Source organism: Actinoplanes sichuanensis (assembly GCF_033097365.1).
Taxonomy (GTDB): domain Bacteria; phylum Actinomycetota; class Actinomycetes; order Mycobacteriales; family Micromonosporaceae; genus Actinoplanes; species Actinoplanes sichuanensis.
On record NZ_AP028461.1, the window covers coordinates 9,327,501 to 9,349,942 of the forward strand.

Below are 22,442 nucleotides of genomic sequence, written 5' to 3' on the forward strand. Positions count from 1 at the left end.
GAAACCCGGAGAGGGTCCCCACACCTAGCGCCCAACGTTTACAGCGTGGACTACCAGGGTATCTAATCCTGTTCGCTCCCCACGCTTTCGCTCCTCAGCGTCAGTATCGGCCCAGAGACCCGCCTTCGCCACCGGTGTTCCTCCTGATATCTGCGCATTTCACCGCTACACCAGGAATTCCAGTCTCCCCTACCGAACTCTAGCCTGCCCGTATCGAATGCAATGTCAGAGTTGAGCCCTGAGATTTCACATTCGACGCGACAAGCCGCCTACGAGCTCTTTACGCCCAATAAATCCGGACAACGCTCGCGCCCTACGTCTTACCGCGGCTGCTGGCACGTAGTTGGCCGGCGCTTCTTCTGCAGGTACCGTCACTTGCGCTTCGTCCCTGCTGAAAGAGGTTTACAACCCGAAGGCCGTCATCCCTCACGCGGCGTCGCTGCATCAGGCTTCCGCCCATTGTGCAATATTCCCCACTGCTGCCTCCCGTAGGAGTCTGGGCCGTGTCTCAGTCCCAGTGTGGCCGGTCGCCCTCTCAGGCCGGCTACCCGTCGTCGCCTTGGTAGGCCATTACCCCACCAACAAGCTGATAGGCCGCGAGTCCATCCCAGACCGAAAAAACTTTCCACACCCACACCATGCGGTAGAGTGTCGTATTCGGTATTAGCCCCCGTTTCCGAGGGTTATCCCAAAGTCCAGGGCAGGTTACTCACGTGTTACTCACCCGTTCGCCGCTCGAGTACCCCGAAGGGCCTTTCCGCTCGACTTGCATGTGTTAAGCACGCCGCCAGCGTTCGTCCTGAGCCAGGATCAAACTCTCCAACAAAATCTGTTGAAAAACTCATCCCGGCAACAAAAATGTTGCCAAAGGAATCTCCCACTTATCGCCTAAACGACAAGCCGGGGTATTGCCATAATTGGCACTGGCTTATCAAGCACCCTGTTGAGTTCTCAAAGAACAACCGCACACCTTAAACCGAACCGCTTTCGCGGCCCGCCCTCCGGGGCACTCGCTCTACTTTACTAGGCCTTCTCGGTGTTGTCAACCGGTTTCTCCCGGTTGGTCCCGATCTGCCCTAGTATCTCCGCGCTCAGGCGCACGGCTGGGCCGTGATCCGAAGTTCGAAGGTTTTCCGTCAGGACGGCCGGCCGGGCCCCAAAGTTCAGGTCCCGCTCGCTCGCCCGTCTCCCTGGCGGCTCCCAAAACATTACCCGCTGGTTTCTGGCGCTCCAAATCGGGGGTCACCCTTAGTCGTTTCCGCAGGTCAACGTGGGTGTGCGCTCCTCAAGGAACTCATCCGCCAGGGAGGAAGACAGAAGCAGGGAGGAAGACAGAAGCAGGGAAGGGGAGGACAGAAGGCCACAAGCGAAGGCGCGCAAGACGCTCAGGGGCGGCGCACCTCGACCATCCCGTCGCGCACGCGGACCGGCAGGGTCGGCTGATCATTCCCGGCCGGCCCGTGGATCACCGCCCCGTCGTTGATCCGGAAGGTGCTCCCGTGCCACGGGCAGACCACACACCCGTCGACGACCGACCCTTCGCTGAGCGGCCCGCCCTCGTGCGAGCACCTGTCGATCAGGGCACTCACCTGGTCGCCCTGGCGGAAGAGCAGCACCGCGGTGTCGCCGACCCGCCGTGCCGCGGGCTTCCCCTCGGGCAGGGAGGCGAGCGACCCGGCCACGGTCCATTCCTCCGGCACACGGGCGACCTCGGGCGCCGCATGACTGGTCCCGCCGCCTTGGGCGTACGACAGATGCCCTCCCAGAAAGGCACCGGCACCCGCAACCGAAAGGCCCGCGAAAGCCAACGCCCGCCCCGATTTCGATCGCCCGGTGAGCCGGGCGATCAGGGAGCCGGCATAGAGCCCGGTGGCCACCAGATTGGTGGCGGCGTGGACGAGCCCGACCCGCCGCCGGTCCCGGGTCATCTCCGACCAGTCGACCCAACCGGCCACCGCGGCCGGCAGCACCCCGGCCAGACCGACCCCGATGAGGGCGGTCGAGGCGTTCGACCGGGACGGGCGGAGGTCGAGGACCGCGGCGGAGAGGAAGGCCCCGATCGGCACCTGGACGAGCACCGGGTGGAGTGGATGCCCCAGCCGGCTCCCGTGCAATACGTCGCGCAGGGTGCGCGGCCGGACCGCGGACGAGACCGCGGCCTGCAGTTTGTCGCTGGCGCCGTCGAGGGCGTCGGCCTGTTCGATCCGGGTGAGTGCCTGCCGCAACATGTAGTGGCGGTGCCCACCCGGATCCGGCCCAAACGTTCAGAGAGCCTTGAGCGCGTCGCCGATGCCGCGGTGGAAGGTCGGGTACGCCCAGATCTGGCTCTGCAAGGTGGTGATCGGCACCTCGGCGTGGACGGCGACGGCGAGCGCCCCGATCATCTCGCCGCCGGCCGGTCCCGCGGTGGTGGCGCCGACCAGCACACCCCGGTCCATGTCGGCGACGACTTTGATGAAGCCCTCGTTGCCGGGCCCGTGTACGAAGCCGCGTGAGGTGTGACCGAGGGGAACGTGCCCGACGCGCACGTTCGTCAGCGAGGAACGTGCTTGAGCAGCGGTGAGTCCGACCGCACCGATCTCCGGGTCGATGAAGGTGACGCGGGGTCGGGCGCGGTAGTCGGCACCCGGTCCGCCCTGGCCGAGGATGTCGCGGACGGCGATGTCGGCCTCGTACATGGCCATATGGGTGAAGGCGCCGTTGCCTGTCACGTCGCCGACCGCCCACACCCGGTCGGCGGCGCGCATCCGGTCGTCGGTGGTCAGGAAGCGGGTGGTCGGGTCGAGTCCGATGCGGTCCAGGCCGAGATCACCGAGGCGGGCGGCGCGTCCGGTGGCGACGAGGAGCTTCTCGCCGGAGACGGAGCTGCCGTCGGAGAGTTGGACGGTGAAGCCGCCGTCGTGGGAGACGTTCGTGGCACGGACTCCGGTACGGATGGTGGCGCCGATCACCGAGGCGGCGACTTCGGAGGACTCGGGTTCCTCCATGGCGAGGATCCGGTCGGACCCCTCGATGATCGTGACCTGGACCCCGAAGCGGGCGAAGACCTGGGCGAACTCGCAGCCGATGGCACCACCACCGAGGATGACGAGCGACTCGGGCAGGGTGGTGGCCTCGACGGCTTCCCGGTTGGTCCAGTACGGGGTGCCGGCGAGACCGTCGATCGGCGGGATGACGGCGACCGTGCCGGTGGCGACGACCAGGGCGCGCGAGGCGGCGTACTCCTGCTCGCCGACCTTGACCCGGCCGGGACCGGTGATGGTGGCCCGGCCGCGCACGAAAGTCCCGCCCTTACTCGTGAACCTGTCGACGGCGACCTTGTCGTTCCAGTCGTCGGTGGCCTGCTCGCGGATCCGGCGGGCGACGGGCGCCCAGTCGGGTTCGACGGTGGCGGCGCCGGCGAGACCGGGGATGCGGCGGGCTTCGGCGAGCGCGGATCCGGCCCGGACCATCATCTTGGTCGGGATGCATCCCCAGTACGGGCATTCGCCGCCGACCAGGTTGTGTTCCACCCCGATCACGTCGAGTCCGGCGGCGGCGAGTCGTCCGGCGGCCTCCTCGCCGCCCACGCCGAGTCCGATGACCACCACGTCCACGTTCCGCACGTCGTCCATGGGTGTCAGCTAACCACCGATGGGTTTCCTCATGTGGGCGGTGCGGTGGCCGATTCAGAACCTTCGCGGAAGCGGGTAACACCGAGGAAGCGGCGGCCATGAGGGGGCGATGGCGAGCGTTGGCTGGCGCTCACCATTCTCATGGCCGCCCATCGGTGTTCAAAAGTCGGTGTTTGAAAGACCCGCCGGAAGAAGGTTTGACGGACGCAACCGCCGGCGGGTCCCGTTATCGCAGCCAGACCGCTTCGTCCCGGTGTGATTCGAGCGGGCCGGGGTAGTCGAGGCTGCGGAATTCCGACTCGGGGAGACGCCACGGCTGGTGCACGGCGGCGCCGTCGATCCCCTTCAACTCAGGTACGTAACGACGAACGTACACGCCTTCGGGGTCGAATCGGAGCGCTTGGCGGATCGGGTTGAAGCGCCGGTAGGGCCGGGTGTCGTTGCCGGTGCCGGCGGTCCACTGCCAGTTGCCCGAGTTGTTCGGTACGTCTCCGTCGAGGAGCCAGCGGAAGAACCAGGCGACGCCGGGCCGCCAGTCGATGCCGAGGTGTTTGGTGAGGAAGGCCGCGGTGATCAGCCGGGCACGGTTGTGCATCCAGCCCTCTTCGCGCAATTGGCGCATGCCGGCGTCGACGATCGGCACGCCGGTGAGCCCGTCTTTCCAGTGTTGGAGGGCGTCGTCGTCGTGGCGCCAGTCACGGTCGGCGGCCGGGCGCATCGCCTCGGTGGAGAGTGTCGGGAAGGCCCGGGTGACCTGGTAGTAGAAATCGCGCCAGCAGAGCTGGCGGACGAAGGCGTCGGCGCCACGTTCGCGGGCCGCCTCGGCGAGAGCGAGTGGGGAGAGGCAACCCCAGCGGAGGTACGGGCTGAGTCGGCTCGTGCCGTCGCCGGGTAGATCGTCGTGCGCTTCGCCGTACCCCTCGATGTCCTGTCGCATCCACGTGGTGAGCCGGTGTCGCGCCGCGGTCTCGCCACCTTCGCAGGCGTGCGGTGATTCGCCGGCCGGGAGGCCGGGCAGGCGGCCGATGGTGACGCCGTTCGGGAGGTCGATCTGTTTCGGTGTCGGCGCCTGTCGTCGCCAGGTGGCCGCTGACCAGGAGCGGAAGTAGGGCGTGAAGACCTTGTAGGACTCGCCGCCGCCGCCCGGGCGGACCGCGCCGGGTTCGACGACGGTGACGCCGGGGTGGAGTTCGAGGCCGATGCGGTGGCGTTCGCTCTCGGTCCGGAGGCGCTGTTCGCGGCGGCGGGCGTATCCGCTGACGTCGGCGGCCAGGTTGATCGTCTCGGCGCCGGTGTCGCGGGCGACGCGGATCGTCTCGGCGACCGGGTCGCCCTCCCGGACGATCAGGTCGCCGCCCCTGTTGCGGAGCTGTTCGCGCAGGTCGACGAGGCTTTGGTGAAGGAAGCGGGTGCGGTTCGGGGAGAGGCCGGCGAGTTTCGGGTCGAGGACGTAGAGGGGGACGGTCCGGTCCGCGGCGCAGGCTGCGGCGAGTGCCGGGTTGTCGTGTACACGCAGGTCCCGGGTGAGCAGGACCACCGCGGTACCCATCACGCCGCCAGTTGGACCGGGGTGCCGGGCCGGGTGAGGAGGCTACGCACGGCGACGGCGGCCCGGCGGTGGTTGGGGACGGTGGCGCGGCGGCCGAAGACGTCGTAGTCGATCGCCTCGATCTGGTCGAGGATGCCGCCGTAGAGCTGGAACGCGGTGCGCATGCAGGCCTGCGAGGCGTTCTCGAGCAGCGGGATGCCGGGCGCGGCGAGGGCGTAGTGCTCGCGGGCTCGGGCGACCTCGGCCTTGATCAGTGCCTTGACCGCGGGCGTGGCGACGCCCTCGTCCAGGATCGCGCGGGTGACGCCGAACTCGGCGAGGTGGTCTTCGGGCAGGTAGACGCGGCCGCGTTCGAGGTCTTCGGCGACGTCCCGGATGAAGTTGGTGAGCTGGAAGGCGAAGCCGAGCTGGCGGGCCGGTTCGCGGGCGGCGGCCGGGTCGGAGGAACCGAGGATGGGCAGCATCATGGTGCCGATGACGGCGGCCGAGCCCTCCATGTAGTCGAGCAGGTCGTCGTAGGTGCGGTAGCTCGTGACGGTGATGTCCATCGTCATGCTGCGCAGGAACTTCTCGAAGTCTTCGAGGTCGAGGTCGAAGACCGCGATGGTGTGCAGGACGGCCGGCAGGAGTTCATCGTCGGTGGGTTCGCCGCGGAGCCCGTCGAGGAACTGGTTTGACCATGCGGTGAGCAGGGCAGCCCGCTCGGCAGAGGGCCGGGACTCGGTTCGGTCGACGATTTCGTCCGCATATCGGGTGAATCCATAGAGGGCGTGGACATGTCGCCGCTTCCACGCCGGTAGCAACCGGGTCGCCAGGTAGTACGTCCGCCCGTGCTCACGGTGCAGTTCGCGGCAGCGCTCGTAGGCAGCTGCCAGATCGGTTTCCACTCCGGGACCTCCGGCTAAATCGACGCACGAATCGACGCAACTTCAGAAAGTTAGGGTACGGTACTGAGCGTGGCCAATCACACCCTCGAGGGAAATCGTCTCGAAGCGATCCCTCGCCAGCCGGTCTCGCACCGAGCGCTGATCGGCGCCGTCGAGGGCACGCTGGCCGACTTCCTCGCCTGCCAGATCGCCTCCCTCGATACCGTCGACCCCGCTCTCGGCGGGTTCGCCCGGACCACCCGCGACCTGGTCATGGCCGGAGGCAAGCGCATTCGACCGACCTTCGCCTACTGGGGCTGGCGCGGCGTCGTCGGATCCCACGAACCGGTCGAGGGCGTCTTACCCGCTCTCGGCGCACTTGAACTCATGCACACGTTCGCGCTGGTCCACGACGACCTGATGGACCGGTCCGCCACCCGGCGCGGCCGGCCCACCGCACACCGGCTGTTCGCCGCCCAGCACGGCGAGCGGTTCGGTGACTCGGCCGCCATCCTGGTCGGTGACCTGTGCCTGGTCTGGGCCGACCAGTTGCTCGCCCGGACCGCGCTGCCGCCCACCACCCTCCTCGATGTGCGCACCCGTTACGACCGGATGCGGGTGGAGGCGGTCGCCGGGCAGTACCTCGACGTGCTCGGCGAGACCGACCCGGCGGCCTGGTCGGTGGAGCGGGCGCTACTCGTGGCCCGGCACAAGACGGCCAGTTACACGGTGCAGTGGCCGCTCGGGTTCGGGCTGGCCCTGGCGGCCGGCGGTCACGCCGCTCTCGAGGAGGCGTACCGGATCTACGGTCTCGCCGTCGGGGAGGCCTTCCAACTGCGCGACGACCTGCTCGGTGTCTACGGCGACCCGAGGATCACCGGCAAACCCGCAGGCGACGACCTGCGCACCGGCAAGCCCACCACCCTGCTCATGCTGGCTCGGCAACTGGCCACCGACGCGCAACTCGACGAGTTCGAAGCGGCCGACATCACCCGGCAGGCCGAGATCATCGCGGCCACCGGGGCACCCGCCCAGGTCGAGGAGATGATCCGGTCCCGAGTCGACGCCGGTGTCGCGGCCATAGCCGAGGCCCCGGTCCGCACCGACGCCCGCGCCGCCCTGATCGAGCTGGCCACCGCGGCCACGCACCGACCGGCATGATGAAACCTACTTTTGGAGCCGTGACGTGCGAATAGTGACCGGACCCACCGACCGGGTCGTCATCGTCGGTGCCGGGCTCGGCGGTCTCGCCTGCGCCCTGCACCTGGCCGCGGCCGGCCGGCAGGTCACCGTCGTCGAGCGGGAGCCGGTGCCCGGCGGACGGGCCGGCCGGTTGTCCGTCGGCGGGTACGACTTCGACACCGGTCCGACCGTGCTCACCATGCCCGAACTGATCGCCGAACCCCTCAACGCGGTCGGCGAGAACCTGAGCGACTGGCTCGAACTGAGCCCGCTCGACCCGGCGTACCGGGCCTACTACCCGGACGGGTCCACGCTCGACGTGCGTACCGACACCACCCGGATGGCGGCGGAGATCGCCCGAGTCTGCGGCGCCCGCGAAGCCGACGGCTACCTGCGGTTCGTCGACTTCACCAGGCGGTTGTGGCAGCTCGAGCGCGACCACTTCATCGACCGGAACCTCGACACCCCGGTCGACCTGATGAACCTCAACCTGTTGAAGCTCCTCGGACTCGGCGCGTTCCGGCGACTCCAGCCCAAGATCGACCAGTATTTCCGTGATCCCCGTACCCAGCGGATCTTCTCGTTCCAGGCGATGTACGCCGGTCTGGCCCCGCACGACGCGCTCGCCATCTACGCCGTCATCGCCTACCTCGACTCGGTCGCCGGGGTCTACTTCCCCAAGGGCGGCATGCACGCGGTGCCGAAGGCGCTGGCCGGGGCGGCCGAGAAACACGGGGTCACGTTCCGCTACGACACCACGGTCGACCGGGTGCTCACCTCGAACGGCCGCGCCACCGGCGTCGTCACCGCCGACGGCGAGCACATCCCGGCCGACGTCGTCGTCCTCAACCCGGACCTGCCGGTCGCCTACCGCGACCTCCTCCCGGCTCGCCGCCTCCGGCGACTTCGCTACTCACCGTCGTGCGTGGTCCTGCACATCGGTTCCAGCCAGGCTTATTCCAAGATCGCCCACCACAACATCCATTTCGGTACGGCGTGGAAGGGCACTTTCGACGAGATCATCAACAAGGGTCTCCTGATGAGCGATCCGTCCCTGCTGGTGACGAACCCCACCCACACCGACTCGACGGCGGCACCCGACGGCCGGCAGACCTACTACGTGCTCGCCCCCACGCCCAACCTCGAGACCGGGCCGATCGACTGGCGCGGCGGCATGGACCGGCGCTACGCCGACGAGCTGCTCCGGGTCCTCGAAGGGCGCGGGTATGTCGGGTTCCGGGACGGGGTCGAGGTGCAACGGATCATCACGCCGGCCGACTGGGCCGACGACGGGATGGCTGCCGGCACGCCGTTCGCGGCCGCGCACACGTTCGCCCAGACCGGGCCGTTCCGTCCGTCCAACCTGCACCCGACCCTGCCCAACGTCGTCTTCACCGGTTCCGGCACCCAGCCCGGGGTGGGTGTGCCGATGGTTCTGATCTCCGGGAAGCTGGCCGCCGACCGGATCACCGGAGGTTCCGCATGACCGCTCCCGCGCCGCGTGCGGGCAACGCATCCTGCCCGGTCTCCCCGTCGATCTCCTCCACATCGTCCCCCGCTTCTTCTCCGTCGGTCTCGGCTTCTCCCGTGCCGGCTTCTCACGTGTCGGCCTCGGCTTCGTCCGTCTCGGCTTCGGCCCGGGAGGGCGAGCTCGTCGAGCTCGTCGATGGGACCGGGGATTTCGCCGGCACCGCGACGGTTCGCGACGCGCACGAGGCACCCGGGATGCTGCATCGCGCGTTCTCGGTCTTCCTGCGCCGGCCCGACGGGCGGGTGCTGCTGCAACAGCGGGCCGCGGTGAAGACCCGTTTCCCGCTGCGCTGGGGTAACACCTGCTGCGGACACCCGGTCCCGGGCGAGGAGGTCACCGTCTCGGCCGGGCGGCGGCTCCGCGAGGAACTCGACGTCTCGGCCGTGGCACTCCGCGAGGTCGGCGTCTACGTGTACTTCGCGGAGGATCCGGTCACCGGGCGGGTCGAGCGGGAATACGACCACGTCCTGCTCGGCGACGTCCCGGCCGACACGGAGTTCCGACCCGATCCACAGGAGGTCACGAAACTTCGGTGGGTGACGGTCGACACGATCCTGCGGGAGGTCGAGGCGGCGCCCACGGCGTACGCACCCTGGTTGGAAGGTGTGACCCGCCGCCTGGCCGACCACCTCGACCCGCGGACCTCAGTCGCATCGACCGAATCGGCAGCGGAGCGGTCGGGTGGCAAATGACGGCCTGAGCGCCGGAGCCGCCGCACGCCGCCTCGGCGTCGCGGTGACCACGCTGCGCACCTGGCATCAGCGGTACGGTCTCGGGCCCAGCCGGCACGAGCCCGGTCATCATCGGCGGTACACCGTCGAGGACATGGTCCGCCTGCAGGTCATGCAGCGGCTCACCGCGCAGGGGGTGGCCCCGGCGGAGGCGGCGGCGTGGGCGCGGCGCTCGCCCGATCCGGCCGCCCCTGAGCCGAATCCGGACAGCCCGGCTTCCTTCGCCGGAGCGGTCGCTCCCGCGGATTCGGACGAGCCCGTGCTTCGAGCCGCCGCGGCGGCCGCGCGGGAATCGATCCTGTCGCTCGTCGAGTCGGGCGCACTGATCCCGGACGTGCGACCCGGTGACGGTCGGGCCGGCGGTGGGCAGACCATCGCGCTCGGCCCCCGAGCCGATCCGGCCGCTCGGGGCCTGGCCCGGGCGGCGATGCGGCTGGACGCGCCGTCGATGCGCTACATCCTGGAGTCGGCGGTCACCCATCGCGGCGTGATCTCCGCCTGGAACGACGTGATGATGCCGGTGCTGATCGGGATCGGTGAACGGTACGAGGCCACCGAACGGTTCGTCGAGGTCGAGCACCTGCTGTCCCGTTCGGTCACCGAGGCGCTCAGCATCGTGCCCCGCCCCGCCCGGGACCTCGACCCGCGGGTCCTGCTCGCCGCGGCCGACGAGGAGCAGCACACCCTGCCGTTGGAGGCGCTGGCGGCCGCACTGGCCGAGAACGGGGTACCCAGCCGCCTCCTGGGGGCTCGAGTGCCGTCCCGGGCGTTGCTGGACGCGGTGGACCGTACCGGGCCGGCCGTGGTGGTCCTGTGGTCGCAGCTGCCCGGCACCGGCGACGTGACCCAGCTGGAGCATCTGCTGTCCCTGCCGCACCCGCCACTCGTGGTCGCGGCCGCCGGACCGGGCTGGCCGATCGCCGATCTGCCCCCTCTGGTGACCCCGCTGAGCGGCCTGGCCGAGGCGGTCCGGGTGGCCTCCGCCGCGAACGCCTGACGTTTGCCCAGGTCAGAGGGGATTTTGCAAGAAAGGGGGATACCGATTTGAAGATCAGTACAGGCATCGCATATGCTTTGCATGCCTCAAGCGGGGGGCGCGGTTGGGGCTAGAAACCACCAAGCGTTGCCGATCGCGCAGCCAGCGCGATGTGCAATGATGGCGGAAGTTGCCCTCATCGTCTAGTGGCCTAGGACGCCGCCCTTTCAAGGCGGTAGCACGGGTTCGAATCCCGTTGGGGGTACTGGTAAGTTAGTGGTCGCAAGCCACTGGCGAGCCAAGCAAGACAGTTACATAGCAAGGTCCTGTGGAGCAGTTGGAGTGCTCGCCGCCCTGTCAAGGCGGAGGTCGCGGGTTCAAGTCCCGTCAGGACCGCAAGTAAGTTCACGGCCAGGTAGCTCAGTTGGTACGAGCGTCCGACTGAAAATCGGAAGGTCGGCGGTTCGACCCCGCCCCTGGCCACAAATCACCGAAACTCGGTACGCAAGCCCTCACCTGCGAAATCGCGGTTGAGGGCTTCGTCTTTTCCGGGATCGGCACCGGGTGAGGTCGGCCTTTACTCACCGCGGCTCACCGATGATCGCCATCCCGAGTGGCACGGTCGGTGCACGCTGTCCCCCGCCTCGCGCCGTAGTCGGTCATCGCCCAGAAGAATGACGTGCGCCACAACTACCCATCGGTGCGGGACAACCGGCACGGCCACGCCCGCCGCCGGGAGGGTCCCAATCGGTGGCAAGCCGCGAAGCGGAACGCACGGCGTCCAGACTCCTGGGGCTTATCCGTTCTGCTGCGTCCTGACCCCGCATCGTTGGAGGACCTGGCCGATACGGCGCATGATGCGGCCCGCATCGCCGGCGGGAGCCACTGGATAACCGGAGCGAAGGACAGCGCGCACCTGACGATGCGAACGCTGGAGCCCTGGCACACCTCATCTGAATCGCGTACACGGTGATCATCGAACGTGCCGAGGACGGCGCCTGACCTTCCCGGTAGCTCACCCGCGATCGGAACGAACCTTCTCCGGGTCGGTGGAGCACTTCGGAGTCTCGGGCGATCCGGGCCGCTCGGTAGCCGGCGGTTCGCCGCAGAGGGTGTAGCGGCTGTTGCCCGAGTTGCGCCTCTCGATGTTCTGGATCAAAAGCGTGGATGGACTTACTTGCGCGGCCCTCCAATACTCTAGGGATGGACGTGAATACGGGGGGTAGTTTCGCCGATAGGCCCGCAGATGTCGTCGTCGAGTTGAGTGCGGCCGAGGCCGCCAGTGGCGTGGCCAAGACGATCGCCATGCCGCCGGACGGGTCGCCCGTCATGATTTATTTTCCGCCCGGCGCCCAGGACGGCATGGTGCAGAACGTCGACCTGCCCTGGGTCGATCCGGCCACCGGTGTGACCTCCACCCGAACCGTCTCCGTGGCCATCCGGGTGCCTCCCGCCGGCCCGTTCCCTCCGGCGCCGCCGTACGGGCCCGGCTACCCCTCGCCCGGTCCGGCCCAGCCCGGCTATGCCCCGCCCGGCTATCCCCAGCCCGGTCAGGCCCAGCCTGGTTATGCCCAGCCCGGTTATGTCCAGTCCGGCTTCGCCTCGCCTCCGCCACGCCGGTTCGGCACCCGCGCCCGGGTCGTCGCCGGCGCCGTGGGTGTCGCCCTCGTCGCCGGGATCTGTCTGGTGCCGACCCTGTTCCGGGAGAGCGACGCCGACACCACGAGCGGCACCGGTGACACGACCACCACCTCCACCACGACGGCGACGCAGCCGACCGAGACCGCGGCTCCCACGGCGGCACCGCTCGATCCGGCCGACTTCCAGGCGTCGCTCGACGAGGCGAACAAGCAGCTGTCCGCCGCTGTCGGCAAGTTGCGGTCGGCCACTTCGCCGCGGGCGGTGTCGAGTGCAGCCGACGCCCTGGCCCAGACGGTGAGCACGCAGACGTCCACGCTGTCCGCGTTGACCGCGCCGGAATCGGTCAGTGCGGCGCACCGTGACCTGGTCTCCGCGCTCTCCGCCCTGGAGAGCGACCTGAGCGAGGTGTCCAGCGCCGCGGACAGCCGTAGCGTCTGCACCGGTGGGTCGGCCAGCGCGGCGCTCAGCCGGGCCGGTGGCGCGGCCGACCTGCGGTCCGCGATCACCGCTCTGGGCGCCGCCGATCCGGCTGCGAAATACCGGTTCGGTTCGTTCCTTCCGGCGGCGACCAAGGATCAGAACCGTCGCAAGGCCAACGGCAGCTACCTGACCCGTACGACGGGTGGCAGCGGCGAGCTGAAGGTGGACAACGGCAACAATGTGGACACCGTGATCAACCTGGTGAAGAACGGCTCCAAGAAGCCTGCCGTCTCGGTCTACATCCGAGGACAGAAGAAGGTCACCACCGGCCGTATCAAGGACGGCACCTACCAGGTCTTCATGTCCTCCGGCGCCGACTGGGACGGTAAGCGTTTCACCCGTAACTGCCAGTTCAGCAAGTTCGACTCGAGCTTCAAGTTCACCACCACCTCACGCCAGTACACGATCTGGGAGCTCAGCCTGAAGGTGCGGCTGGGTGGCAACGCCAGCTCGTCCGACGTCGATCCGGACTCGTTCCCGAGCTGAACCCGGGATACACGAACGGCCCGGCCAGATGGCCGGGCCGTTCAGACGTGGGTGACGATCAGGCGATGCGGGCCAGGCGAACCTCGAGGGCCGACGGCTTGGCGGCGAGGCTGCTCGCGCCGAAGCTGTTCAGGTAGTCCGACCACTTCTTGTACTCACAGCCGGAGTACTTGGCGCCCTTGAGCGCGATGCACAGGTCAACGCTGGAACCGCCGTACAGCTTGTCCTTGGCCTTGGCGCTGCCGACCGGCAGGACCTTGCTGTTGATCTTCTCGCCGACCAGGAGGTCCTCACCGGCGCCGCCGCTGAGGGTGTCGTTGCCGGACTCGCCGATCAGGGCGTCGGAGCCGGCGCCACCGGAGACGGTGTCGTTGCCGGTGCCGCCGTAGATCTCGTCGGCGCCGCCCTCACCGTAGATGGTGTCGTTGCCCGCGCCGCCCCAGACGGTGTCGCCGTTGTAGTCGGCGTCCTCGCCGGCACCGGCGTAGATCTTGTCGTTACCGGCCTGGCCGGCGATCTTGTCGATCCCGTTGCCGCCGTTGAGCAGGTCGACGCCGTTGCCACCGTAGATGGTGTCGTTGCCGTCCTGGCCGAAGACCCGGTCGTTGCCGTCGCCCGCGGAGATGCTGTCGTTGCCGCTGTAGCCGTAGATCGTGTCGTTGCCGGCCTGGCCCCAGACGGAGTCGTTGCCCGCGCCACCGTAGATGGTGTCGTTGCCCGACGCGCCGTCCAGCCGGTCGGCGTTCGAGCCGCCGTAGATGGTGTCGTTGCCGGCGCCACCGTTGGCGGACAGGCGGACCGCGGTCTGGTTCTTGACCCAGTCGTTCAGGTCGCCGAGGTTCACGTTGATCGCGGTGGTCACGCCGGTCGTGATGCAGGTGACCTTGGTGGCGTCGCCCGCGACCGCGGTGCAGCCGGCACCCGGCTTGATCGCGACCAGGTCGTCGAGGGTGACGGTCTGGTCGGCGATGGTGATGGTGAGGCCGTTGGCCTTGCCCGCCAGCGCCGTGAACTCGACCGTGCCGGTCCCGGCGACCTGCGCGGTGCCGGCGGGCGCGGCGGCCAGCGCCGGGGCGGAGAAGAGCGCGGTGGAGCCCATCGCGGCGGCGGTGACGCCGACAGCGGCCAGGGTCCGACGGTTGAGCAGGAACATGTTGATTCCCCCGTGTCGAGGTAGGCGCGAAACAGGCCGACCGTGGCGATGATCGTAGAACGCTACCGTTTCGACGTCACCAGCCGAACGGATGATGTGAGTCACTTTCGGACACGAAAAAGCCCGGCCGCCGAAGCAGCCGGGCTCTGTCGATGAACTGTTGCGGTATTACCGACGCGCCTTCGCGTTCTTGACCACGTCTCCGAACGCACCGGCGGGCACCGGGACGGCCGTACGACCGGCGGCCTTGGCACCCGCGGTCCCGGACTGCGGCTCGCAGTTGACCGCAGTGGACAGAGCGGTCACGACGCAGACGTCACCGAGGGCGTCGTTGGTGCCGCCGTCCGCGTAGTCGACGGCGTTCGGGTCCTCGACGAGCTCCCAGTTCTTGTCGGTGAACTCGCCGATCACCACATCGTCGTTCTCGCTGCCGTAGACCCGGTCGTTGCCGAAGCCGCCCTCGACCCAGTCCCGTCCGGCGCCACCGCTCACGGTGTCGACGCCGTCCTCACCGTTGATGTAGTCGTAGTCGCCCTGGCCGTAGATGGTGTCGTTGCCGGCACCGCCGTAGCTCTCGTCACCGTAGGTCTGGTTGTCGGAGCCGACGTACTGACCGCTGCCGGCGTAGATGGTGTCGTTGTCGGCACCGCCGTCGATGAGGTCGGCCCCGGCCGCGCCCGAGATGGTGTCGTTGCCGGCACCGCCCTCGAGCTGGTCGTTGCCGTTGTCACCGTAGATGGTGTCGTTGCCGGTCTCACCGTCGATCTTGTCGACGCCGTCGCCGCCGGAGAGCACGTCGTAACCGCTGTCACCGAAGATGGTGTCGTTGCCGGCCTGGCCCCACACCCGGTCGAGGCCGTAACCGCCGTCGGCGTAGTCGTTGCCGTAGCCGCCGTAGAGGTAGTCGCCGTCGGACTCGCCGAACAGGGTGTCGTTGCCGCCGTTGCCGTACAGCTTGTCGACGCCGTAGGAGCCCTGCAGCTGGTCACGCCCGGGACCGCCGACGAGGGTGTCGTTGCCGCTGCCACCGAAGACGAGCAGGAAGACCGAGGTCTTGTTGTTGATGTAGTCGTTCTTGTCGCCCAGGGCGGCCGTGATCTGCGCCGTCTTCTTCGACGTCGTGCACTTGACCTTGGTCTTGTCGCCCTTGACGGCCTTGCAGCCCTTGCCGGCCTTGATCGCCACCTTGTCGTCGAGCGTGACGGTACGCCCGGAGATGGTGATGGTCAGCGAGTTCGACTTGCCGACGAGTGCCTGGAACTGAACCTTGTTGGTGCCGACCACCTTGGCCAGGCCTGCGCCGGCCGCCTGCGCCGGGTTGGCGAGGAAGAGTGAGGACGTAGCGACCGCGACCGCGGTAGCTCCGATCATGGACAGGGTTCGACGATTGACCAGTGCCACAGTGAAATCCCCGTTCGAAGCAGACGGGCCGAACGGTGGGTCCGGCCACGCTGCCACGATGCTAGAACGCTACCGTTCCGACGTTCGCCCCAATATCGAGTGATCTGCATCACTCAATGGAGCGATGTAGTCGTACCCCCTGACTCCGACGATGTGGTCCGCACCGGAATCGCCGAACAGTTCGTCCCGGCCCCTGCCGCCGTACAGCCGGTCGTTGCCGGGACCGCCCTGAAGCTGGTCGATGCCGGACCCGCCGATCAGGGTGTCATTGCCTGCGGAGCCGCTGGCCAGCATGAAGACACCGGTGTAGTTGCGGACGTAGTCGTTCCGATCGCCGAGCGCCACCTTGATCGTCCTGGTGGCCTGACTGGTGGTGCATCGCACCCTGGTCCGGCTGACCGAACGGCAGCCGGTGCCGGCCCTGATCGCGACCCGGTCGGTGAGGGTGACGGTCCGGCCGGAGATGGTGACGGTGACTCGGTTGGTCCGGCCCATCAGGGCGCGGAAGCTGACGGTGCTCTTGCCCGCGGCCGCCAGACCGGCCGAGGCGGCCTGGGCCGGCGACGCGAAGAACACGGTGGAGGCGGCCGCCACCGCGGTGGCGCCGAGCGCGGAAAGGTGCTTCACATTCATCGTGGAACCCCCGTTCGAAGACTTGCGAGCGTTCAACACCCGAGTTCGGCTCCGGGGCGGCTGCCGTCGGGACGCATCACCACCCGGATCCGGTCGACGCCGCTCATCTTCCGGATCAACGGGAGCGGCCCGCAGTCGAAGTCTCGGCCCACAGTGGTCAGATGCAGTGACTCCGGCATCGTGGCGGCCTCGATTCCCTCCATCTGGGTGGGATCGCCGGCCACTCGCTGGCGGAGTTTCTCGTACGCCTGCTCCCGCGTCTGCAACCGAACCCCGTCGACGGCCGGCAGTTCACCGAGCCGGCGCTGCACCGCCTCGCGCTGGGTGGTGTCCGCGTCCGGTTGCATGACGACCGCGACGGTGAACTCCCGTTCCGGAACATATCGCCAGCCGGCGAGAAGCATCGCCGTGGTCGAGGCGATGGAGCCGAGCACCAGCGCGGCCGCGACGACGGCCAGTAGTCGCAGCCAACGCCGGCCGGATAAGTCGTCTGTCGGCTGTGGATCACTCATGATCCGCAAGCTATATCAACGGACGGTGATGCGGTTGTCCACACCCGTCACGGAGGGCCTTGTAGGCGGTCGCCGGTTGCTACAGAGTTGTCGGGATCGGTCACACCCACGGACGCAAGGAGGCGTCGGCGTGAACGGCTTTGCGAATGATGCGGAGAACGCGGCCTACACCCTGGCCGAGGCGCTCAGCGAGAAGGCCCTCTCCTGTATGAAACACGCGGAGGAGGCGGCCGAGGCGTTCCGCGCCGGCCGGGTGGCGATGCGCCGGCAGTTCAAGGCGCGCGGGCTCTCCGAGGCGGAGGCGGACATCCGCTGGGCGGGGACGTCACAGGCGTCCCGGGCGATCGCCGACAATGAGTTCTTCATGTCGCAGGCGTCGATGTACAACAACGCGGCCGCCGCGCAGTATGCGAAAGCCCTCTACCTGAAGAGCAAGTAACCGGGTTCACGCCGCCCGGTGGCGCAGAGTCGCGACCGTCGACCCGGCCAGGGCGAGCAGGCAGTCGGGCAGCGTGCCGTCGGCTATCGCGGCTCCGAAGAGCGCCTCACCGGTCGGGAAGTCGCCGTTGACATAGGCACTGACGAACCGGGCCACCCAGCGCTTGTCATATCGCGCATCGTCGATCCCCGGGAACTCCAGGGTCCACGCCCCACCCGGGGGGAACTGGCCGACCATGGTCGCCGCGAGGCACCACGCGACGTCCCACGCGCCGACCACACCGTCACGATCGACGACCGCGTCGAAGGTGTCGGCCACAGCCGCGGTGTCGCCGCTGAGCGCACACTGCAGAACCTGCGCGGCGTCGTCGAATGCGTGCTGTGGTACGTCGGTCACGTTGCAAAAGGTACGTCGGGCGGTCAAGGAACGCACCCGGACGTGGGAATTCAGGCACCCCTGAGCAGGCAGGTGATCCTGGCCGTGCACACCCGGTCGCCCGTCTCATCGGTGATGACGACCTCGTAGGTGGCGACCGCACGACCCCGGTGCACCGGGACTGCGATTCCGGTCACCAGTCCCGAGCGGGCCGCCTTGTGGTGAGTGGCGTTGATGTCGACGCCTACCGCGAACGGACGATCGACGGTCTGCCCGTGCAGGACCGCGCCGACCGAACCGAGGGTCTCGGCGAGCACGCAGGAGGCTCCGCCGTGCAACAACCCGTACGGCTGGGTGTTGCCTTCGACGGGCATGATTCCTACGACCCGTTCGGCGGTGGCCTCAGTGATCTCGATACCCATACGTTCTGCGAGCGCACCACCGCCACCGCTGGTGAACAGGTGTTGCTTGCCGTCCTCAGCGATATCCACGTCGGCGTACCTTACGCCCGTTCAGGAGCGGCACCAGCGACAACCATCACAGCATCGGGGACTGTTCGATTGATCCGTTGGGTACTGACGGGCACACCGCCGGACCCTCCGGCCGACGAGAGGAAGCAGTATGAGCGAGCCGCAGGAGGTCATCGAGACGCGCGGTGACGACCGTGTCGACCTGCTGAAGAACGACGCGAACGGCGACGGCCGTACCGATGTCTGGGTCTCGGACACCGACGGTGACGGCAAGCCGGACCTCTACCAGTTCGACACCGACGGCGACGGCAAGGTCGACGTGACCATGGTCGACCTGGACGAGGACGGCACCCCGGACCTGATCGTCGACGGCGACGGCGGCCTGCCGCCTGCCGGGACGGTCTGAGAAGCTCAGCCACCCCCGAGGGCGGACAGGGTCACCCAGAGGACCGCGATGGCGACCACCGCGGTTCCGATGGTGGAGGCGGTGTGCCGCCAGGACCGCACGCCCTCGACCGCCTCCGGATGTCCGAGGGCGGCGAGGGCGACGCGGTGTTCCCGGACCTCCACGGCCCGGGCCTCGGTGGCGTCGTCCGGCACGTCGGCTTCGGCCCGGCTCAACTCGACGGCCAAGCCGGCCTGGGCGCGCTGGAGTCGCCGTACCGCTGCCCGGGCTTTGTGCCCCGCGCTAGCCGCAGCGTGCCGCCGAGCCGCACCCCGCCGGGAGTGCGAACCGAGAACCCGCAGCTCGCCCTCGGTGATCAGGTCCGGATCCCGGACCGTGGCCAGAATGGCCACGTAGTAGGCCGCCTCCCGATCGTGCGCCCGCCGCACCAGGTAGAGGACCAGCAGTAGCGGTGGCAGGCCCTTGAAGAGCAGTACCGCGAGCAGGGCCACCGCACTGTCGCCGAGACTCTCCCGGAACAGCGGCGAGTTCCACAGCGAGTGCGACGCCCAGGCCGCGAACAGGGCCAGGGCGGCCACCGTCAGCCGGCGGGCCCGGCTCCGATCTCGGTTGACCACCAGGTATCCGATGCCGGCCCCGGCCAGCGCGCCGAACAGGGTGTGACTCCACACGCCGGCCAGGAAGCCGCGCACCAGGAACGTGACGATCACCGGCTGGATGCGGTCACCCTCGCCGGCCTGCTGCACCGCTCCGACGGCGAACACCACGTCCTCGACGATCTGGAACCCGAGCCCCACGAGAGCGCCGTAGACGATGCCGTCGAGCACGCTGTTCACCTGGGCGCGGGCGATCAGCACGATGGCGACCACGCCGAGCGTCTTGGCGATCTCCTCGACCGTGGGCCCGGCCAGGGCGGCACCCCATTCGGCGGCCAGGTCGGGAGAGCCGAGTTTGGCGATCAGGTTGTCCAGGGCGGTGCTGCCCGGGATGGAGACGCTGGTGGCGACCAGGCCACCCCACGCGAACGCGAGGACACGCAGGCTCGGCGGTTCCCGTTCCAGAAAATCCAGTTCATCGAGGAAGAGCCAGAAGGGTACGGCCAGAAGCCCGAACAACACGATCGCGGTGATCGTCGCGATCGGAAAGCTGTCCATGAAGATCGCAGTGATCTGGGCGATCCGCACCGCGCCGGCGACCAGCAGCGCGATCACCACCCAGAAGGCGGGCTGCCGGGCGAGCACGACCACCCGAGGCGTCCCGGGCCGGACCGGCTCGCTCATTTACCGGTCTCGTAGCGCAGGGTGCGGGTGCTGGCGTCGATCGCCGGTAGGGCCGGCCCGAGGTCGTTGTCGTCTCCGCTGACCATGACCTCGATGGTGAGTCCGTCGGCGACGAAGACGGCATACCGACCGTCCCGTTCACCCGTGGTGTAGCCGCCCTGCACCCCGGCGAATCCACCGGCTGTGGAGACCGCGAGTTGGGTGCCGGTGATCCGGTGACCGTTGATGCCGGTGATGCGCTGCCGGAGCCGGACGGCGGCCGCGGTCAGATCACCGTCGAACGGCTCGACGTCTATCGCGTAGCGCACCGGGCCGAGGCGGAACAGGACGGTTCCGCGGTCACTGCCGGGCCGGGTGCCGGTCACGTCGAGCACGGCCCCGGGTGGGGGCACCACGGTGACCCCGGCGCCCACCCGGTAGGGCCCGGACGCGACGGCTCGCTCGGCCGGTACGGCCCGGTCCAGCACGGGGAGACCGAAGGCGAGAACGGCCAAGATCGATGCCACCGCTAGTGCGACGGGCAGACCGAGGGTGCCGGGAAGGTCGGTGAGATGACGCCGAGTGACCCTCCCCATCCGTCCAAGTTAACGGCGGTTACCCGCCGCTGTCCGGAGAACCGCTGACCGGCCACAGTGGATGGAGGGGCGACCTGGCAGATTACGTATTTGTCCGTTTTACCGAAAGATGCTGTGACGGTACGACAGCGGTCAGCCATACCCCGTTGTCACTGCGGTGGAAGATGTGCCCCTCCGCCACCATCACCCCCGCGGCCACGCTGAACACCACCACGTCCGGCGAGCGGCGGCGACCGACGGTCACCGCGGTCGACAGATCAACCGACAGGTGTACGTGGTGCCGGCTGCGTGGACGAAGCCCCTCCCGCAGGATCGCGTCGAGGTTGGCCCGCGGTGTCCCGTGGAACAGCTCGGCGGGCGGGGTGGCGGCCGGTAGGTCGAGATCGACGGCGACCCGCCGGGAGTGGCCCTGGCTGGCGCGGATGCGCTCGATGCCGTCCGGGCCGGTCTGCACGGCGAACCGTGACTTGTCGTTGTTCGCGACCACGAGGTCCAGGTCGGTGCGGCTCATGCCGAGGGCGGTCAGCAACTCGGCGACCGGCACCCATCCGTTCGCGTCGAGGGTGAGGCCGGCCACCTCGGGCCGGTGTCGCAGGACCAGGGACATCCGCTTACTCATGCGGACCTGATCCCGGCTGAGAACTGTCATCCGGTGTACTCCATGACCGCAACGTAATACGGCCGGTCCTGCTCGTCGATCGATTTCAGCCGCCAGGAAGTGCCCGCCAGCAGGGACTCCAGCTCACCGACGGAGCAGTTCAGGTAGTCGAACCAGCCGGTTGCGATCTCCCGGTAGCGCAGCCGCAGCCGCAACTGCCCACCCAGCCGACCACGAGCCCGGTTGTTCTCGTGATAGCTCACGTGCAGTGGGTCCGTCGTCCCGTACGGGTCCGCGCCCTGGGCCACGATCCGCGCCCCGGGCGCCGCCAGTCGGGCCAGCGCGGCCAGGAAGGCGGGCGCCCGCTCCGCGCTCTCCAGCAGCCCGAGGTTGTTGCCGAGCAGTAGGAACGTGTCGTACCGGACGCTGGCCCGGGAGAACTCGTCGACCGTGGCCAGGACGGTGTCCCGCAGCCCCCGGTCCCGGGACACCTCGATCGCGCCGGCCGACGTGTCCAGCCCGGTCACCGCGATCCCCCGGCGCTGGAGCTCGATCGCGATCCGGCCGGCGCCCACCCCGATGTCGAGCACCCGGCCGCGGCACAGCCGTACCGCCCGGTGGTCGAAGGATCGCCACTCGTCCGGCTCGGCCAGGTAGTGGGCGGCCGGTGCGCCGTTGATCAGGCCGTCCTCGCGCTCGATCACCTCGATCACCGGCCGCGGGTATCGGCCGCCCGCCAGTGGCCGCCTCCCGACCCCGGTGTGCACCGCGTACGCGTCGCGGATCATCTCTCCGAAGGCGTCACCGATCGCCGGCTGTGTCATGGTCAATACTCTTCAAGCATGACCGCATTGGAGCAACTCGGCTCGGAGAAATACGTCCTTCTCACCACATTCCGCCGAGACGGCCGGGCGGTCGCGACACCGCTCTGGGTCGTGCCGGACGGCACCGGCCTGGGCTTCTGGACGGTGGCCGGCAGCGGCAAGCTCAAGCGCATCCGCAACAGCGGCCGGGTCACCGTCGCGGCCTGCGACATGCGGGGCAACCCCACCGGCGGCGAGCCGATCGAGGCGACCGCGCGGATCGGCGACCACGCCGATCGGGTCCGCGTCGGCGACGGCATCAAGAAGAAGTACGGGATGATCGGGCGGCTCACCATGCTCGGCAGCCGATTGCGCCGGGGCACCGACGGAACAGTCGCCGTACTGGTGACGGAATAGAAGAAGCGCCGGCGTCTGCCGGCGCTTTTCATTTCTACGAAGAAGGGGCGATCGCCTTCCCCAGCGTTCGCCCCTTGCGACGTGTTCTCGGTCGACTCGGTCAGTCGCCCTGGCGCTGCGTGGGGATCTGCCCCTGCAGCAGGGCGCGGACCTCCGACTCCCGGTAGCGACGGTGGCCACCCAGCGTGCGAATAGCGCTGAGCTTGCCCGCCTTGGCCCACCGAGTAACGGTCTTCGGGTCGACTCGGAACATCGACGCCACCTCGGCCGGCGTTAGTAGCGGCTCAGGATCGTGCGTACGCGATGCCATCGGTCACTCCTCCA

General features: G+C 68.6%; 23 protein-coding genes, 3 tRNA genes and 1 rRNA gene (1 of these 27 only partly in view). 11 read left to right on the plus strand and 16 right to left on the minus strand.

All coding sequences use genetic code 11. From position 1 onward, the window contains the following. The 5 genes from Q0Z83_RS42885 to Q0Z83_RS42905 all read right to left on the minus strand — a co-directional run. Positions 1-826, minus strand: a 16S ribosomal RNA gene (locus tag Q0Z83_RS42885) (it extends 692 nt beyond the left edge of the window). 559 nt (positions 827-1,385) lie between these two features. Then, entirely contained in the window at positions 1,386-2,228 is an 843-nt protein-coding gene (locus Q0Z83_RS42890) for a Rieske 2Fe-2S domain-containing protein (RefSeq protein WP_317789180.1), read from the minus strand. 36 nt (positions 2,229-2,264) lie between these two features. Further along, positions 2,265-3,614, minus strand: a complete 1,350-nt coding sequence (locus tag Q0Z83_RS42895) for a dihydrolipoyl dehydrogenase family protein (RefSeq protein ID WP_317789181.1) — start codon at positions 3,612-3,614, stop codon at positions 2,265-2,267. Positions 3,615-3,840: 226 nt separating this feature from the next. Continuing rightward, positions 3,841-5,163 (minus strand): cryptochrome/photolyase family protein, encoded by a 1,323-nt coding sequence (locus Q0Z83_RS42900; protein ID WP_317789182.1) that lies wholly within the window; start codon positions 5,161-5,163, stop codon positions 3,841-3,843. Further along, positions 5,163-6,050 carry a phytoene/squalene synthase family protein gene (locus tag Q0Z83_RS42905; protein ID WP_317789184.1) on the minus strand — a complete coding sequence of 296 codons (888 nt, stop codon included), beginning with the start codon at positions 6,048-6,050 and terminating at the stop codon, positions 5,163-5,165. Before Q0Z83_RS42905 ends, Q0Z83_RS42900 begins: the two co-directional genes overlap by 1 nt. A gap of 69 nt (positions 6,051-6,119) precedes the next feature. Between Q0Z83_RS42905 and Q0Z83_RS42910 the strand changes: the two genes are divergently transcribed. The 8 genes from Q0Z83_RS42910 to Q0Z83_RS42945 all read left to right on the plus strand — a co-directional run bounded on the left by Q0Z83_RS42910 (position 6,120) and on the right by Q0Z83_RS42945 (position 13,056). Further along, a complete protein-coding gene (locus Q0Z83_RS42910) occupies positions 6,120-7,190 on the plus strand; it encodes a polyprenyl synthetase family protein (RefSeq protein WP_378078464.1) in 1,071 nt (356 codons plus the stop codon). Positions 7,191-7,215: 25 nt separating this feature from the next. Continuing rightward, entirely contained in the window at positions 7,216-8,697 is a 1,482-nt protein-coding gene (crtI, locus tag Q0Z83_RS42915) for a phytoene desaturase family protein (protein ID WP_317789185.1), read from the plus strand. A 101-nt stretch (positions 8,698-8,798) separates the two neighbouring features. Next, positions 8,799-9,434 carry an isopentenyl-diphosphate Delta-isomerase gene (gene idi, locus Q0Z83_RS42920; protein ID WP_317789186.1) on the plus strand — a complete coding sequence of 212 codons (636 nt, stop codon included), beginning with the start codon at positions 8,799-8,801 and terminating at the stop codon, positions 9,432-9,434. Next, complete coding sequence (locus Q0Z83_RS42925) at positions 9,424-10,470, plus strand: MerR family transcriptional regulator (RefSeq protein ID WP_317789187.1); 1,047 nt, start codon at positions 9,424-9,426, stop codon at positions 10,468-10,470. The genes idi and Q0Z83_RS42925 overlap by 11 nt, the downstream gene beginning before the upstream one ends. Before the next feature lie 171 nt (positions 10,471-10,641). Then, positions 10,642-10,714: transfer RNA gene (locus Q0Z83_RS42930), tRNA-Glu, on the plus strand. Positions 10,715-10,771: 57 nt separating this feature from the next. Further along, positions 10,772-10,845 (plus strand) — tRNA-Asp (locus Q0Z83_RS42935). Positions 10,846-10,858: 13 nt separating this feature from the next. Then, positions 10,859-10,932 (plus strand) — tRNA-Phe (locus tag Q0Z83_RS42940). Between the two features lie 720 nt (positions 10,933-11,652). After that, a complete protein-coding gene (locus Q0Z83_RS42945) occupies positions 11,653-13,056 on the plus strand; it encodes a hypothetical protein (RefSeq protein ID WP_317789189.1) in 1,404 nt (467 codons plus the stop codon). Between the two features lie 58 nt (positions 13,057-13,114). Here the strand turns inward: Q0Z83_RS42945 and Q0Z83_RS42950 are convergent, their stop codons facing one another. The 4 genes from Q0Z83_RS42950 to Q0Z83_RS42965 form a co-directional block, all read right to left on the minus strand. Next, a complete protein-coding gene (locus Q0Z83_RS42950; protein WP_317789191.1) occupies positions 13,115-14,209 on the minus strand; it encodes a calcium-binding protein in 1,095 nt (364 codons plus the stop codon). A gap of 168 nt (positions 14,210-14,377) precedes the next feature. Next, on the minus strand, positions 14,378-15,580 hold the full coding sequence (locus tag Q0Z83_RS42955) for a calcium-binding protein (RefSeq protein ID WP_317789193.1): 1,203 nt from the start codon (positions 15,578-15,580) through the stop codon (positions 14,378-14,380). Between the two features lie 99 nt (positions 15,581-15,679). Next, positions 15,680-16,243 (minus strand): calcium-binding protein, encoded by a 564-nt coding sequence (locus Q0Z83_RS42960; protein WP_317789195.1) that lies wholly within the window; start codon positions 16,241-16,243, stop codon positions 15,680-15,682. A gap of 32 nt (positions 16,244-16,275) precedes the next feature. Then, on the minus strand, positions 16,276-16,755 hold the full coding sequence (locus tag Q0Z83_RS42965) for a permease-like cell division protein FtsX (RefSeq protein WP_317789196.1): 480 nt from the start codon (positions 16,753-16,755) through the stop codon (positions 16,276-16,278). 130 nt (positions 16,756-16,885) lie between these two features. Here Q0Z83_RS42965 and Q0Z83_RS42970 point away from each other — a divergent pair, with 130 nt between their 5' ends. Beyond that, positions 16,886-17,194: a hypothetical protein gene (locus Q0Z83_RS42970; RefSeq protein WP_317789198.1), complete on the plus strand. Its 309-nt coding sequence runs from the start codon at positions 16,886-16,888 to the stop codon at positions 17,192-17,194. A 6-nt stretch (positions 17,195-17,200) separates the two neighbouring features. Here the strand turns inward: Q0Z83_RS42970 and Q0Z83_RS42975 are convergent, their stop codons facing one another. Together Q0Z83_RS42975 and Q0Z83_RS42980 are read right to left on the minus strand one after the other, a co-directional pair. After that, a complete protein-coding gene (locus tag Q0Z83_RS42975; protein ID WP_317789200.1) occupies positions 17,201-17,590 on the minus strand; it encodes a hypothetical protein in 390 nt (129 codons plus the stop codon). A 50-nt stretch (positions 17,591-17,640) separates the two neighbouring features. Further along, positions 17,641-17,991 carry a hotdog fold thioesterase gene (locus Q0Z83_RS42980; protein WP_317797284.1) on the minus strand — a complete coding sequence of 117 codons (351 nt, stop codon included), beginning with the start codon at positions 17,989-17,991 and terminating at the stop codon, positions 17,641-17,643. Between the two features lie 199 nt (positions 17,992-18,190). On the opposite strand from Q0Z83_RS42980, the gene Q0Z83_RS42985 reads away from it, so the two are divergent. Beyond that, positions 18,191-18,445 (plus strand): hypothetical protein, encoded by a 255-nt coding sequence (locus Q0Z83_RS42985; RefSeq protein WP_093620677.1) that lies wholly within the window; start codon positions 18,191-18,193, stop codon positions 18,443-18,445. Positions 18,446-18,450: 5 nt separating this feature from the next. Here Q0Z83_RS42985 and Q0Z83_RS42990 read toward each other — a convergent pair whose 3' ends face one another. From Q0Z83_RS42990 to Q0Z83_RS43005, 4 genes are all read right to left on the minus strand, one after another. Continuing rightward, positions 18,451-19,725 carry a PrsW family intramembrane metalloprotease gene (locus Q0Z83_RS42990; RefSeq protein ID WP_317789204.1) on the minus strand — a complete coding sequence of 425 codons (1,275 nt, stop codon included), beginning with the start codon at positions 19,723-19,725 and terminating at the stop codon, positions 18,451-18,453. After that, entirely contained in the window at positions 19,722-20,300 is a 579-nt protein-coding gene (locus tag Q0Z83_RS42995) for a hypothetical protein (protein ID WP_317789206.1), read from the minus strand. Before Q0Z83_RS42995 ends, Q0Z83_RS42990 begins: the two co-directional genes overlap by 4 nt. Positions 20,301-20,382: 82 nt before the next feature. After that, positions 20,383-20,949, minus strand: a complete 567-nt coding sequence (locus Q0Z83_RS43000) for an RNA 2'-phosphotransferase (protein ID WP_317789207.1) — start codon at positions 20,947-20,949, stop codon at positions 20,383-20,385. After that, positions 20,946-21,722: a class I SAM-dependent methyltransferase gene (locus Q0Z83_RS43005; RefSeq protein WP_317789208.1), complete on the minus strand. Its 777-nt coding sequence runs from the start codon at positions 21,720-21,722 to the stop codon at positions 20,946-20,948. Before Q0Z83_RS43005 ends, Q0Z83_RS43000 begins: the two co-directional genes overlap by 4 nt. An 18-nt stretch (positions 21,723-21,740) precedes the next feature. On the opposite strand from Q0Z83_RS43005, the gene Q0Z83_RS43010 reads away from it, so the two are divergent. Beyond that, a complete protein-coding gene (locus Q0Z83_RS43010; protein WP_317789210.1) occupies positions 21,741-22,118 on the plus strand; it encodes a PPOX class F420-dependent oxidoreductase in 378 nt (125 codons plus the stop codon). A gap of 100 nt (positions 22,119-22,218) precedes the next feature. Here Q0Z83_RS43010 and Q0Z83_RS43015 read toward each other — a convergent pair whose 3' ends face one another. Beyond that, positions 22,219-22,428, minus strand: coding sequence for a BldC family transcriptional regulator (locus tag Q0Z83_RS43015; protein ID WP_014687221.1), 210 nt, complete (start codon positions 22,426-22,428; stop codon positions 22,219-22,221). Positions 22,429-22,442: the final 14 nt, after the last annotated feature.